The sequence below is a fragment of the Modestobacter sp. URMC 112 genome, assembly GCF_053502575.1.
This window is the reverse complement of record NZ_CP199957.1, coordinates 2,315,585-2,329,513: the sequence shown is the minus strand read 5'-3', so window position 1 is coordinate 2,329,513 and position 13,929 is coordinate 2,315,585. Positions and strand designations below refer to the sequence as shown.

Annotated in this window: 11 protein-coding genes; 5 read left to right on the top strand and 6 right to left on the bottom strand. The window is 74.8% G+C overall.

Annotation, left to right across the window (positions count from 1 at the left end):
* Positions 1–15: 15 nt before the first annotated feature.
* Complete coding sequence (locus ACWIX6_RS10905) at positions 16–1,044, bottom strand: LLM class flavin-dependent oxidoreductase (protein WP_448616874.1); 1,029 nt, start codon at positions 1,042–1,044, stop codon at positions 16–18.
* Here ACWIX6_RS10905 and ACWIX6_RS10900 point away from each other — a divergent pair.
* Entirely contained in the window at positions 1,043–2,701 is a 1,659-nt protein-coding gene (locus ACWIX6_RS10900) for an ATP-dependent DNA ligase (RefSeq protein WP_448616873.1), read from the top strand. The two genes, ACWIX6_RS10905 and ACWIX6_RS10900, sit on opposite strands and share 2 nt — an antisense overlap.
* Positions 2,702–2,741: 40 nt before the next feature.
* On the opposite strand, the gene ACWIX6_RS10895 is transcribed toward ACWIX6_RS10900, so the two are convergent.
* Complete coding sequence (locus ACWIX6_RS10895) at positions 2,742–3,233, bottom strand: SRPBCC family protein (RefSeq protein ID WP_448616872.1); 492 nt, start codon at positions 3,231–3,233, stop codon at positions 2,742–2,744.
* Positions 3,230–3,577 carry an ArsR/SmtB family transcription factor gene (locus ACWIX6_RS10890; RefSeq protein ID WP_448616871.1) on the bottom strand — a complete coding sequence of 116 codons (348 nt, stop codon included), beginning with the start codon at positions 3,575–3,577 and terminating at the stop codon, positions 3,230–3,232. The genes ACWIX6_RS10895 and ACWIX6_RS10890 overlap by 4 nt, the downstream gene beginning before the upstream one ends.
* Before the next feature lie 117 nt (positions 3,578–3,694).
* On the opposite strand from ACWIX6_RS10890, the gene ACWIX6_RS10885 reads away from it, so the two are divergent.
* Both ACWIX6_RS10885 and ACWIX6_RS10880 read left to right on the top strand, forming a co-directional pair.
* Entirely contained in the window at positions 3,695–4,990 is a 1,296-nt protein-coding gene (locus ACWIX6_RS10885) for a hydroxyacid-oxoacid transhydrogenase (protein ID WP_448616870.1), read from the top strand.
* The gene (locus tag ACWIX6_RS10880) at positions 4,987–7,869 is read left to right on the top strand and encodes an FAD-linked oxidase C-terminal domain-containing protein (protein WP_448616869.1); all 2,883 of its coding nucleotides are present in this window, start codon (positions 4,987–4,989) and stop codon (positions 7,867–7,869) included. Before ACWIX6_RS10885 ends, ACWIX6_RS10880 begins: the two co-directional genes overlap by 4 nt.
* On the opposite strand, the gene kynA is transcribed toward ACWIX6_RS10880, so the two are convergent.
* On the bottom strand, positions 7,839–8,708 hold the full coding sequence (kynA, locus tag ACWIX6_RS10875; protein ID WP_448616868.1) for a tryptophan 2,3-dioxygenase: 870 nt from the start codon (positions 8,706–8,708) through the stop codon (positions 7,839–7,841). The two genes, ACWIX6_RS10880 and kynA, sit on opposite strands and share 31 nt — an antisense overlap.
* Before the next feature lie 170 nt (positions 8,709–8,878).
* On the opposite strand from kynA, the gene ACWIX6_RS10870 reads away from it, so the two are divergent.
* Together ACWIX6_RS10870 and ACWIX6_RS10865 are read left to right on the top strand one after the other, a co-directional pair.
* Positions 8,879–9,595: a DsbA family oxidoreductase gene (locus ACWIX6_RS10870; RefSeq protein ID WP_448616867.1), complete on the top strand. Its 717-nt coding sequence runs from the start codon at positions 8,879–8,881 to the stop codon at positions 9,593–9,595.
* A gap of 86 nt (positions 9,596–9,681) precedes the next feature.
* The gene (locus ACWIX6_RS10865; RefSeq protein WP_448616866.1) at positions 9,682–10,530 is read left to right on the top strand and encodes a maleate cis-trans isomerase family protein; all 849 of its coding nucleotides are present in this window, start codon (positions 9,682–9,684) and stop codon (positions 10,528–10,530) included.
* Between the two features lie 16 nt (positions 10,531–10,546).
* On the opposite strand, the gene ACWIX6_RS10860 is transcribed toward ACWIX6_RS10865, so the two are convergent.
* Positions 10,547–11,932: an SLC13 family permease gene (locus ACWIX6_RS10860; protein WP_448616865.1), complete on the bottom strand. Its 1,386-nt coding sequence runs from the start codon at positions 11,930–11,932 to the stop codon at positions 10,547–10,549.
* A 39-nt stretch (positions 11,933–11,971) separates the two neighbouring features.
* A complete protein-coding gene (locus tag ACWIX6_RS10855; RefSeq protein ID WP_448616864.1) occupies positions 11,972–13,927 on the bottom strand; it encodes an aconitate hydratase in 1,956 nt (651 codons plus the stop codon).
* Positions 13,928–13,929: the final 2 nt, after the last annotated feature.

Genomic DNA, 13,929 nt, shown 5'->3' with positions numbered 1-13,929 from the left:
GACCGCCGGCGCGACTCAGACCCCGGCCACCCGGGGGACGACCTCGGTCCCCAGCAGCTCGATCCCGCGGAGCAGGTCGTCGTGGGCCAGCCGCGGGTTGGTCATCTGCAGCGCGATCCGGTCCACCCCGCCCAGCTGCTCGGACACCCGGGCGATCTTGGCGGCCACGGTGTCCGGGTCACCCATGAAGAACGCCCCGTCCGGCCCGCTGGTGGCGTCGAACTGGGCGCGGCTCGGCGGGGCGAACCCGCGCTCCCGGGAGACCTTGGTGAACATCTCGTGCCAGCCCGGGTAGATGGTGTCCGCGGCGGCCCGGGTGCTCTCGGCCACGAAGCCGAACACGTGCAGCCCCACCCGCAGCGCCTCCGGCGGGTGCCCGGCCTGGGCCCCGGCCCGGCGGTAGAGGTCGACCAGCGGCGCGAACTGGCGGGGCTGCCCGCCGATGATCGCCACCATCAACGGCAGCCCGAGCAGCCCGGCCCGGGCGAAGGACTCCGGGCTGCCCCCGACGCCGACCCAGATGGGCAGCGGGTCCTGCAGCGGACGCGGGTAGACGCCCTGCCCGGTCAGCGCCGGCCGGTGCCGCCCCGACCAGGTGACGTGCTCGGAGTCCCGGATCTGCAGCAGCAGGTCCAGCTTCTCGGTGAACAGCGAGTCGTAGTCGGACAGGCTCAGCCCGAACAGCGGGAACGCCTCGGTGAACGAGCCGCGCCCGACCACCAGGTCGATGCGCCCGCCGGAGATCAGGTCCAGGGTGGCGAACTGCTGGAACACCCGGACCGGGTCCGCGGCACTGAGCACCGCCACCGCACTGCCCAGCCGGATCCGGGAGGTCCGCGCCGCCGCCGCGGCCAGGATCACCGGCGGCGCACTGTCGTAGTACTCGGGACGGTGGTGCTCGCCGATGCCGAAGGAGTACAGCCCCACCCGGTCGGCGAGCTCGATCTCCTCCAGCAGGTGGGCCATCCGCTCCTCGGGCCCGACGACCCGTCCCGTGGCGGGGTCGGTCACCGCCGAGACGAAGCTGTCGACGCCGAGGTGCATGGACCGTCCTCCCGAGGGGCCGCCGGCGCCGGGACCGGCCGCCGCGCGGCCGCCAGTCAAGCAGGCAGCCGGCGAGGACGACGATGCGCCCGGCGGCGCGCCCGCGGCTGCCACCATGGGCGCCGTGCTGCTCGCCGACGTCGTCGCCGCCTCCGCCGCCGTCGCGGCCACCCGGTCGCGGACCGCCAAGGCCGCGGCGCTGGCCGGGCTGCTGCGCCGGGCCGACCCGGACGAGGTCGAGCCGGTCACCGCCTGGCTGGCCGGGGAGGCGCGGCAGGGACGGCTGGGGACCGGCTGGCGCACGCTGTCCCGGCTCACCGGACCGCCCGCGGCGACCCCGGGGCTGACCGTGTCCGCCGTCGACCGGGCGCTGGCCGACCTCGCCGCCACCGGCGGCCCGGGGTCGGCGGCCCGGCGCGACACGCTGGTGGGCGACCTGCTGGCGGCGGCCACCGCCGAGGAGCAGCAGTTCCTCGTGCGGCTGCTGACCGGCGAGCTGCGCCAGGGCGCGCTGGAGGGGGTGGCGCTGGACGCCGTCGCGGCCGCGGCCGAGGTGCCCGCCGCCGCCGTCCGCCGGGCGTTCATGCTCTCCGGCCGGCTTCCCGCCACCGCCGCCACCGCGCTGGGCGGCGGGGTCGAGGCGCTGGCCGCGGTGCGGCTGGAGGTCGGCCGGCCGGTCCGCCCGATGCTCGCCTCACCCGGGTCCTCCCTGGACGCCGCGCTCGCCGACCTCGGCGGCGAGGTGACCGTGGAGCACAAGCTCGACGGCGCCCGCATCCAGGTGCACCGGGACGGCGACGAGGTCCGGGTCTGGACCCGCACGCTGCGCGAGGTCACCGACGGCGTGCCGGAGCTGGCCGACGCCGTCCGGGCGCTGCCCTGCACCACCGCCGTCCTGGACGGCGAGACCCTCGCCCTGGACGACGACGGCCGGCCGCGGGCCTTCCAGGACACGATGAGCCGGTTCGGCAGCGACGCCCCCGACCCGGGCGTGCTGCTCAGCCCGTTCTTCTTCGACCTGCTGCACCTGGACGGCCGCGACCTGCTCGACGAGCCGCTGCGCGACCGGCTGGACGCGCTGGCCGGCCTGCTGGCCGCCGAGGAGCACGCGCCGCTGCGGATGCCCGGCGTGCGCCGCCCGGACCCCGGGCAGGCGGCGGACGTGCTGGACGCCGCCCTGGCCGCCGGCCACGAGGGCGTCGTGGTCAAGGCGCTGGACGCCCCGTACGCCGCCGGCCGCCGCGGCCGGGCGTGGCAGAAGGTCAAGCCGGTGCACACCCTGGACCTGGTCGTGCTCGGCGCGGAGTGGGGGTACGGCCGCCGGTCCGGGACGCTGTCCAACATCCACCTGGGTGCCCGTGACCCCGACGGCGGCGCGCCGGTCATGGTGGGCAAGACCTTCAAGGGGATGACCGACCAGCTGCTGGACTGGCAGACCCGCACGTTCCCCGACCACGCGGCCGCGACCGCCGACTGGGGGCTGACCCTGCGCCCGGAGCTCGTCGTGGAGGTCGCCCTGGACGGCGCCCAGCGCAGCACCCGCTACCCCGGCGGGGTGGCGCTGCGGTTCGCCCGGGTGCTGCGCTACCGGCCGGACAAGACCGCCGCCGAGGCGGACACCATCGACGCGGTGCGCGCCCTGGTCGCCGGCCCCTGACCGGGGCCTCCCGGCCGTCGCCGGCCGGGAGGCGGGCGGGTCAGACCCCGGCGAGCAGGACGTCGTCGATCTGGCCCATGGCCTGGGTGATCCCCTCGACCATGCCCATCTCGACCAGCTGCGCCATCTGCTCGGCGGTCGCGAACTGCGACCGGACCGTCATGCGCGTGCCGCCGTCGACGTCCGCCAGCTCGACCCGGCCGCGGATGGTCGGCATGTCCGGGGACGGGTTGCCCTCGCGGTCGGCGAAGCCGTCGTCGAACTCCAGCGAGTGCGGCTCGTCCAGCGCGACGATGCGCCACCAGCCGTGCGCCTCGTCGCCGTCCGGCCCGGTCATGTGGTACCTGGACGTCCCGCCGACCCGGACGTCGTGCTGCTCGAACGTCGCCGGCCACCCGGGCGGCCCCCACCAGCGCTCCAGCTGGCGCGGGTCGGCCCACAGCTGCCACACGCGGGACGGCGGGACGGCGAACTCGGCGACGATCGTGAAGGTGAGGGCCTGCGGGTCCTGTTCGGTGCTGACGACGGTCATGCTGCGTCTCCTCCAGGTGAGGTGAGGACCTCCTCCATGCGCCCGATGCGGTCGCGCCAGAGCTCCTCGTACCGGCCGAGCAGCCGGGCGGCCGCACGGAGGGTGTCGACGTCGCCGCGGACCAGCTGCTCGCGGCCGCGGCGTTCCTTGCGCACGAGACCGGCCCGCTCGAGCACGGCCACGTGCTTCTGGACCGCGGCGAAGCTCATCTCGTAGTTCCGGGCCAGCGCCGAGACCGACGCCTCCTGCCGCAGCACGCGGGTGACGATGTCGCGGCGGGTGGCGTCGGCGAGCGCGGCGAAGACCCGGTCCACGGTGGCCTGCTCCGGCTCATCTACAACCACGAGGTTGTACGTTAGCCCGCTCCCCCGCCCGGCACAAGACCCGGACCGACGCCGGTCTGCGCCTCCCCAGGCCCCGGGGGCAGGATGGGGGCCCCGGCCGCTCAGGAAGGACAGGCGATGTCCGCTTCGACCACGTTCCAGCCGGCTTCACCGGAGAGCGTCTTCACCTACGGCGCCCCGCGCCTGAAGTTCGGGGTGGGTGCGGCCGACGAGGTCGGCTACGACCTCGCCCAGACCGGGGCGCGACGGGTCCTGGTGGTGACCGACCCGGGGGTCGCGGCCACCGGCCACCCGCAGCGGGTCGCCGACCAGATGGCGCAGTTCGGCATCGAGGCCTCCGTCTTCGACGGGGCGCACGTCGAGCCCACCGACGAGAGCCTCCAGCACGCCGTCGACTGGGCCCGGGACAACGGCCCCTGGGACGCGATCGTCGCGGTCGGAGGCGGGACGAGCATCGACACCGCCAAGGCGGTGGACCTGATGATCACCAACCCCGGCGACCTGATGGACTACGTGAACAAGCCGGTCGGCGGCGGCAAGGCTCCGGAGAACCCGCTGCTCCCGCTGGTCGCCGTCCCCACCACCACGGGCACCGGCGCGGAGAGCACCACCATCTGCGTGCTCGACGTGCTGTCGCTGAAGGTGAAGACCGGGATCAGCCACGCCCGGCTGCGCCCGACGCTGGCCGTCATCGACCCCTCGCTGACCCGCACCCAGCCCTCCGGGGTGACCGCGGCGGCGGGCATGGACATCCTCTGCCACGCCCTGGAGAGCTACACGGCGCGGCCGTTCACCAGCTACGAGCGCAAGAAGCCCGAGGAGCGGGTGCCCTACTGCGGCGCCAACCCGATCGCCGACATGTGGGCGGAGAAGTCGCTGAGCCTGCTGGCCGAGTCCTTCCGCCCCGCCGTCCGCGACGGCGACGAGGACGCCCGGGGGAAGATGGCCATGGCCGCCACCTTCGCCGGGATGGGGTTCGGCAACGCCGGGGTGCACATCCCTCACGCCAACGCCTATCCGATCGCCGGCCGGGTCAAGGACTTCCACCCCGCGGACTACCCGGCCGACCACCCGATGATCCCGCACGGCATGTCGGTGGCCCTGACCGCGCCGGAGGCGTTCCGGTTCACCTTCGACGCCTCCCCGGACCGGCACCGCCGGGCGGCCCAGCTGCTCGACCCGCGGGCCGACGAGCCCAACGACCCCGCCGCCTTCCTGCCGACCGTGCTGGCCGCGCTGATGCGCGACATCGGGATCCCCGGCGGCATCGGCCCGGTGGGCTACGACGAGGGCGACATCGGCGACCTGGTCCAGGGCACGCTCAAGCAGCAGCGGCTGCTGGCCACCGCGCCCAAGGACGTGACGGAGGACGACCTGGAGGGCATCTTCCGCCGGTCGCTGCACCTGTGGTGACGTCCGCCTCCACGGCGCTGGCCACCGACGCCGACCTGCTCGCCGCCCTCGGCGGGGCCGGGGTCGCCGACGTGGACGGCTCGGGCCTGGCCCGGGCGCTGTACTCGACCGACGCCTCGCTGTACCGGGTGCTGCCCCGGGTGGTGGTCCGGCCCCGGCACGCCGACGAGGTCGTCGCGACGCTGGCGGTGTGCCGGGAACTCGGCGTCCCGCTGACCGCCCGCGGCGCCGGGACGTCGATCGCCGGCAACGCGGTCGGCCCCGGGGTCGTCATCGACACCAGCCGGCACCTGTCCCGGGTGCGGTCGGTGGACCCGCAGACCCGGACGGCGGTGGTCGACCCCGGGGTCGTCCAGTCCGCGCTGCAGGCCGCCGCCCGGCCGCACGGGCTCCGCTTCGGGCCCGACCCGAGCACCTCCAACCGCTGCACCATCGGCGGGATGATCGGCAACAACGCCTGCGGGTCCCGGGCGCTGGGCTACGGGCGCACCTCGGACAACGTGACCGCCCTCGACGTCGTCACCGGTGCCGGCGACCGCCTGCGGCTGACCAGCGGCGCCGCGCCGGCGGCCCTCCCCCGCGAGCTGCAGGCGCTGGTCGACGCCTCTCTCTCCACCATCCGTACCGAGCTCGGCCGGTTCGGCCGGCAGGTGTCCGGCTACGCCCTGGAGCACCTGCTCCCCGAGCGCGGCGGTGACCTGGCCCGGGCGCTGGTGGGCAGCGAGGGCACCCTGGCCCTCACCCTCGGCGCCACCGTGCGGCTGGTGCCCGAGCCCGCGGTGCGGGCACTGGTCGTGCTCGGCTACCCGGGCATGCCGGAGGCGGCCGACGCGACCCCGCCGCTGCTGGAGTTCTCGCCCACCGCCGTCGAGGGCCTGGACTCCCGCATCGTCCAGCGGCTGCGGGACGTCCCCGCCGCCACCATCCCCGACCTGCCCCGCGGCCAGGGCTGGCTGATCGTCGAGCTCACCGGCGAGGACGCCGCGGAGGTGGCCGACCGGGCCCGCCGGCTGGTCGCCGGCACCGGCGCCCTGGACGCCCTGGTGGTCAGCGACCCGGCCGAGGCCGCGGCCATCTGGCGGATCCGGGAGGACGGCGCGGGGCTGGCCGGCCGCACCAGCGACGGGCGCCCGGCGCACGCCGGCTGGGAGGACGCCGCCGTCCCGGTGGAGCAGCTGGGCGGCTACCTGCGCGACTTCGAGGCCCTGCTCGCCGACCACGGGCTGCAGGGCCTGCCCTACGGGCACTTCGGCGACGGCTGCGTGCACGTCCGGATCGACTTCCCGTTCGGCCAGCAGCACGAGGACGGCGGCCGGCCGCGGTACCGCTCGTTCATCACCGACGCCGCGCAGCTGGTGGCCGGCTACGGCGGGTCGGTCTCCGGGGAGCACGGGGACGGAAGGGCCCGCGGCGAGCTGCTGCCCTACATGTACTCCCCCGCCGTCCTGTCGCTGTTCGAGCAGGTGAAGGGCCTGCTGGACCCCGACGACGTGCTGAACCCCGGGGTGCTGGTGCGGCCCGCGCCCTTCGACGCCGACGTGCGGGTGGCCGAGGTCGGTCCCCGCCGGGACCGGCTGGCGCTGGCCTACCGGCACGACGGCGGGGACCTCAACGCCGCGGTCCACCGCTGCACCGGCGTCGGCAAGTGCCGGGCCGACCTGACCGCGACCGGCGGGGTGATGTGCCCGTCCTACCCGGCCACGCTGGCGGAGAAGGACAGCACCCGGGGCCGGGCGCGGGTGCTGCAGGAGATGCTGGCCCCGGGCGGGCCGGTGCGCGACTGGCGCTCCCCCGAGGTGCACGAGGCACTTGACCTGTGCCTGTCCTGCAAGGGCTGCTCCCGCGACTGCCCGACCGGGGTGGACATGGCCGCCTACAAGTCCGAGGTGCTGTACCAGGCCCACCGCCGCCGGGTGCGGCCGCGCTCGCACTACGCGCTCGGGCAGCTGCCCCGCTGGTCCGACCTCGTCGCGCGGGCACCACGGCTGGCCAACGCCGTCCTGCGCTCGCGGGTGGGCGGCGCGCTGGCCAAGTGGGGCGCCGGCGTGGACCAGCGGCGGGACCTGCCGGCGTTCGCACGGCACACCTTCCGGGAGCTCTGGGCGACCCGCCCGGCCGCGGCCGACGACGGCCGGCCCGCGGTGGCGCTGTGGGTCGACTCGTTCACCGACCACTTCGCGCCCGAGGTGGCCGTGGCGATGGTGCAGGTGCTCGAGCGCGCCGGGCACCGGGTCGAGGTGCCGCCGGCGGACACCTGCTGCGCGCTGACCTGGATCACCACCGGCCAGCTGGACGCCGCGAAGCGGATCCTGCGCCGCACGGTGACCACGCTGGCCGGCTACGCCGACGCCGGCATGCCGATCGTGGGCGTCGAGCCCTCGTGCACCGCGGTCCTGCGCGGCGAGGCCGGGGAGCTGCTCGACGACCCGGCCACCGCCCGGGTCGCCGCGGCCACCCGGACGCTGGGCGAGCTGCTGACCGCGACGGAGGGCTGGGAGCCGCCGTCCCTGGCCGGCGTCGAGGTGGTCGCCCAGCCGCACTGCCACCACCACTCGGTGATGGGGTGGAGCACCGACGAGCGGCTGCTGCGCCGCGCCGGGGCGACGGTGACCCGGGTGGGCAGCTGCTGCGGGCTGGCCGGCAACTGGGGCGTCGAGCGCGGGCACCACGACGTCTCGGTGCGGATCGCCGAGCACTCCCTGCTGCCGGCCGTCCGGGCGGCCGGGCCGGACGCCGTCGTCCTGGCCGACGGCTTCTCCTGCCGCACCCAGCTGGACCAGCTGGAGGGTCGACCGGCGCTGCACCTGGCCCAGCTGCTCGCGCAGCGGGGTGAGGGCGGGGCGGTCCCTCAGGTGCCGATCTCGGTGCGGACGGCGTAGAGCTCCGGGAAGAACGTGAGGTCCAGCGCCCGGCGCAGGAACCCCACCCCGGACGAGCCGCCGGTGCCGGTCTTGAAGCCGATGGTGCGCTGCACGGTCAGCAGGTGCCGGAACCGCCACAGCTGGAAGGCGTCCTCGACGTCGACCAAGCTCTCGCAGGCCTCGTAGACGCCCCACGGCGTGTCCGTCGACTCGTAGACCTGCCGGAACACCGGGACCAGCGCCGGCACCAGGGTCCACGGCTGCCGGACGTCCCGGGTGAGCACCTCGGCGGGCACCGCGAACCCGCCGCGGGCCAGGAAACGGAGGAACTCGTCGTAGAGGGTCGGGGCCTCCAGCAGCTCGAGCAGCAGCCGGTGCGCGTCGGGGTCGTCGTCGAACACCGGCAGCACGGCGGCGTTCTTGTTGCCCAGGATGAACTCGACCGCCCGGTACTGGTGCGACTGGAAGCCCGACGCGTTGCCCAGCGACCCGCGGAACTGCGCGTACTCGCGCGGCGTGAGGGTGGCCAGGACCGACCACTGCTCGGTCAGCGTCCGCTGGATGTTCTTCACCCGGGCCAGGCACTTCAGCGCCGGCGCCACCTCGTCCTCGGCGAGGAACCGGCGCGCGGCCCGGAGCTCGTGCAGGACCAGCTTGAGCCAGAGCTCGCTGGTCTGGTGCTGGACGATGAACAGCAGCTCGTCGTGGTGCTCCGGGCTGCTGCGCGGGTGCTGCGCGCCGAGCAGCCGGTGCAGGTCCAGGTAGTCGCCGTAGCTCATCGCACCGCGCAGGTCGGTGCGCACGGAGCTCTCCACCGGGCGGACCGACCGGTCCGGCTCTTCCTCGGCTGCTGCCACGGCCCGGACCCTAGCCCCGACCCCTGCGTGCTCGAGCCCGAAAGAGCACGCGGGCTCGGGCCCGAAGGAGCTCGCGGGCTTGAGCCCGAAGGAGCACGCGGGCTTGAGCCCGAAAAGGCATGGAGGGGCGGGCGGGAAGAGCGGCGCGGTCCCCGGCTGTTGCGCCGGACATGAAGGTCGAAATCTGGTCCGACGTCGTCTGTCCGTGGTGCCACATCGGCAAGCGCCGCTTCGAGTCCGCCCTCGCCCGGTTCCCGCACCGGGACCAGGTGGAGGTGGAGTGGAAGAGCTTCGAGCTGGACCCGCACGCCGACTCCGCGCCCGCCGGCCGGCCCGCCGGCGCGTCCGAGTACGCCGAGCGGCTGGCCGCCAAGTACGGCACCGACCTCCCCGCCGCCCAGCAGATGATCGACACGATGACCGCGCAGGCCGCCGCCGAGGGCCTGGACTTCCGCTTCGACCGGGCCGTGCGGGCCAACACCTTCGACGCCCACCAGGTCGTCCACCTGGCCGGGCTCCGCGGCGTGCAGGACGCCGTCAAGGAGCGGCTGCTGCGCGCCTACTTCGCCGAGGGCGAGGCGGTCGGCGACCGGGAGACCCTGGTGCGGCTGGCCGCCGAGGCCGGGCTGGACGCCGGAGAGGTCCGCGAGGCCCTCGACGACCAGCGGTACGCCGGTGCGGTCCGCGCCGACGAGGCCGAGGCGGCGGCGATCGGCATCCGCGGGGTGCCGTTCTTCGTCATCGACCGCACGTACGGGGTGAACGGCGCGCAGCCGGCCGACGTCCTGCTGGAGGTGCTGGAGCGGGCGTGGCCCGACCGGTCCCCGCTGGTGTCCGTCGACGGCGGTGCCGCCGGCGCGTGCGGGCCGGACGGCTGCGCCGTCTGAGCGCGGGCGCCGTCTGAGCCGGCCGCCGGCTGGGTAGGGCGCGGAGGTGGGGACGCCCCCCACCTCCGCGCCCCTCAGGAGGAACCGTGAGCGACTCCCGGATCGGCATGATCGTGCCGAGCTCGAACCTGACCATGGAGACCGAGCTGCCGCGGATGCTGCGTGACCGCGAGCAGGTGTTCCCCGACGAGCGGTTCACCTTCCACTCCAGCCGGATGCGGATGAAGCACGTCACGCCGGAGGAGCTCCAGCGGATGAACGCGCAGACCGAGCGCGCCACGCTGGAGCTGGCCGACGCCCGCCCCGACGTCGTGGCCTCGGCCTGCCTGGTGGCCATCATGGCCCAGGGCCCGGGCTACCACTGCTCCGCGGAGGCGCAGATCAGCGGCGTGCTGCAGGGCGAGGGGCTCGACGTCCCGGTGGTGTCCAGCGCCGGCGCGCTGCTCCGCGCGCTGGAGGCGATGGGGGCCAAGCGGATCGCGATGGTGACCCCGTACATGAAGCCGCTGACCCGGCTGGTGGCCGACTACGTCGAGGACGCCGGGGTCGAGGTGTGCGACGCGCTGAGCCTGGAGGTGTCGGACAACCTGGCGGTCGCCCGGCTGGACCCGGCGGACCTGCGCGAGCACTGGCGCCGGGTCGACGTCGGCGACGCCGACGCGCTGGTGCTCTCGGCGTGCGTGCAGATGCCGTCGCTGTCGGCGATCCAGCCCGTCGAGGACGCCGCCGGCCTGCCCGTGCTGTCGGCCGCGACCGCGACGGTGTTCACCGTCCTCTCCGAGCTCGGCCTGGAGCCCCGGGTGCCGGACGCCGGGCGGCTGCTCAGCGGCGAGGTCCGGATGGCCCCCGCGCCGCGGCCCACGCCGCAGCCGGGCGGCGCGGACGGCCCCACGGCCGCGGACCTGCCCGAGGCCTACCCCGCGGCCGCCCAGTAGCGGCGGGGACCGCCCCTCACAGCCAGCCGGGGAGCACGAACACCGCCCAGGCCAGCAGCGGCCCCAGCACCACGACGACGCCGGCGTAGGCCAGCAGCTGGCGGTAGAAGCGGTCCCGGTCGATGTCCTGGGCGTTGGCCAGGACCAGGGCGCCGTTGGTGGAGAACGGGCTGACGTCCACCACCGTGGTGGCGATGGCGAGCGCCACGATGAACCCGACGGCCCCGATCCCGCCCTGCTGCAGGAAGGGGATGGCCAGCGGGATCATCACGCCGAGGATCGCGACCGACGACGCGAACGCCGAGGCGACCCCGCCGAGATAGCAGATGAGCAACGCCGCGAGCAGCGGGGCGCCGAGCCCGGCGATGCCCGCGCTGATCCACTCGATGGTGCCGGCCGCCTCCAGCACGCTGACGTAGGTGAGCACACCGGCGATGAGCAGCACCGTCGACCAGGCGATCTTGTCGACGGCCCCCTTGGTGGCTTTGGGGCTGATCAGCGCCAGGAGCACACCGATCAGGATCGACGTGAAGCCGACGTCCAACGCGAACGCGCTGGTCAGCACGGCGAAGACCAGCAGGCCGACGATGGTGGCGACCTGCTCGAACCGGACCGGCTCGCGGGTGTCCGCCTCCTCCCGGGCGCGCACCTCCGGGGCGGGGTCCTCGGGCGAGGCCGCCGCCTGGACACCGTGTCCCCTCGCCGTCGCGGTGCCCCCGCTCCCCGGCCCGCCGCTGGTGACCGGGCTGGCGGCGACGGCCTCACGGGCGGCCGACTCGTCCTCCTGGTGGTGGGTCCGGGCGGAGAGCAGCTGCCGTCCGCCCAGCACGACGAAGAGCAGCGCGCCGATGGCGGCGTTGAAGGCAAGCGGCGCCACCGTCAGCATGAGCGGGCTGTTGTCCAGGCCGCTGTCGCCGACCAGGCCGTTGACGAAGCTGCCGTAGACGCTGATCGGGGTGAAGGCGCCGCCGAGGGCGCCGTGCACCACCATCATGCCCATCAGCAGCGGGTTGATCTTGTGGCGGAAGGCGAAGCGCAGCGCGATGGGGGCGACGATCGCCACCGCGAACAGCGCACCGATGCCCACCAGCAGCGCCGTGACGGCGAACATGATCCACGGGATGGCCGGGATCCGGCCTCCGACCGCCCGGATGGCGCCGCGGATCAGCAGGTCGACCGTCCCGTTGATCTGCGCGATCCCGAACAGGTAGGTGATGCCGGCGAGGGTCAGGAACAGGCCGGCCGGGAAGCCGGCCAGGATCTCGTCGACGGACAGGCCGAGGACCAGCGTGCCGAGCAGGAACGCCGCGGCGAAGCCGAGCGCCCCCATGTTGATCGGCAGCACCGTGGCGATGACCAGGATGACCAGCAGGATGAGCAGCGACACGACTTCGGGCGACACGGTCGTCCTTCCGCTGGGACCGGGCGGGAGTGGGCGGGATCAGTGCGTGCGGGCGGGGACCCGGGGGCGGTGCCCGTTCCGGGTGTGCGCGAGCAGGCCGCCGGCCAGGAGCACCGCGCGCTCGGCCGGGGAGAGCTGCAGCGCCACCGTCAGCGGCGGCTGCCCGTCCACCTCGACCGGGAGCTCCTCCCGGCCGTCCTCGACGGCGGCCCGCAGGCCCGGGACCCGCCAGCTGTCCCCCACCGACGCCGTCCCGGCGGCCTCTTCCGAGACCAGCGGGACGATGCCCTGGGAGATGAGGTTGCTGCGGTGGATGCGGGCGAAGCTCGCCGCCACGACGGCCCGGATCCCGAGGAAGCGCGGGTTCAGCGCGGCGTGCTCCCGGGAGGAGCCCTGCCCGTAGTTGTGGCCGGCCACGATGACGCCGCCGCCCCAGGAGGTCACCCGGTCGTGGAAGCCGGGGTCGTTGCGCTGGAACATGAACCTCGCGCAGGCGGTGATGTCCGACCAGATGGACATCGCGATCGCGCCGTCGGGGGCCATGTCGCCGGTGGAGATGTCGTCGCCCAGGACGATCACCACCCGTCCCGACACCTCGTCGGGCAGCGGCCCGATGTCCGGCGGCGGCTGCTGGTTGGGCCCGCGCCAGATCTCCACCCGCCGCCGTTCCTCCGGCGGCAGGACGGCGGTGATGAACCGGGCGTCGACCAGCGGGTCGTTGTCCGCCGGTGGCAGCTCCGGCGGGTCGCCCAGGGTGCGGGGGTCGGTGATCACCCCCGCCAGCGCGCTCGCGGCGGCGGTGGACGGGGAGCAGAGCCACACGCTGTCGCCCGCGGTGCCGCTGCGGCCGGGGAAGTTGCGGTTGAAGGTGCGCAACGACGGTTCGCCCTTCGTCGGCGCGTACCCGATCCCCACGCACGGGCCGCAGATCGGTTCGAGGACCCGGGCCCCGGCGTGCAGCAGGTCGCCGTAGACCCCGGAGCGGGTGATGGTGTCCAGGATCTGCCGGGAGCCGGGGTTCACGGTGACCTGCAGGCCGGGGTGGACCTGGTGCCCGCGCAGCACGCCGGCGACCGTGGCGAGGTTCTCGTAGGAGCTGTTCACCGAGGACCCGACGCAGACCTGGACGATCGCGGTGCCGGCGACCTCCCGCACCGGGACGACGTTGTCCGGTGAGTGCGGCATCGCCACCAGCGGCTCCAGCGCGCCGAGGTCGATGCGGACGACGTCGTCGTACCCGGCTCCCGGGTCGGCGGCCAGCGGCCGGAAGTCCTCCTCTCGGCCCTGCGAGCGCAGCCAGGCCCGGGTCTGGTCGTCGGAGGGGAAGACCGCCGTCGTCGCCCCGGTCTCGACGATCATGTTGGCGATGGTGGCCCGCTCGGTGACCGGCAGGGCCGCGACCCCGTCGCCGAGGAACTCGAAGACGGTGCCGAGCCCGCCGCGGACGGTTGTGCGGCGCAGCAGCTCGAGGACCACGTCCTTGCCCTCGACCCAGTCCGGCAGCCGGCCGGTCAGCTCGACGCCGACGACGCGCGGGCAGGCGAGGTCGTAGCCGTGCCCGGCCATCGCCACGGCCACGTCCAGGCCCCCCGCCCCCACGGCGAACATGCCCACCGCACCGGAGGAGGTGGTGTGCGAGTCGGCCCCGATCAGCAGCTCGCCGGGGCGGGCGAAGTGCTCGAGGTGGACGTAGTGGGAGATGCCGTTGCCGGCCGGGGAGTAGCGGATGCCGTGGCGGCGGCAGAAGCTCTCCAGGTACTTGTGGTCCTGGAGGTTCTTGTCGTCGATCTGCAGCACGTTGTGGTCCACGTACTGGACGGCGAGCGGGACGGCGACCCCGTCCACGTCGAGCATCTCGAACTGCATCGCGGTCATGGTGCCGGTGGCGTCCTCGATGAGGACCTGGTCCACGGCGAGGGTCAGGGTGGCACCCGGTCGGAGCTCCCCGGCGACGAGGTGGTCGCGCAGGAGCGTGCGGGTCAGATTGTCCGGCATGC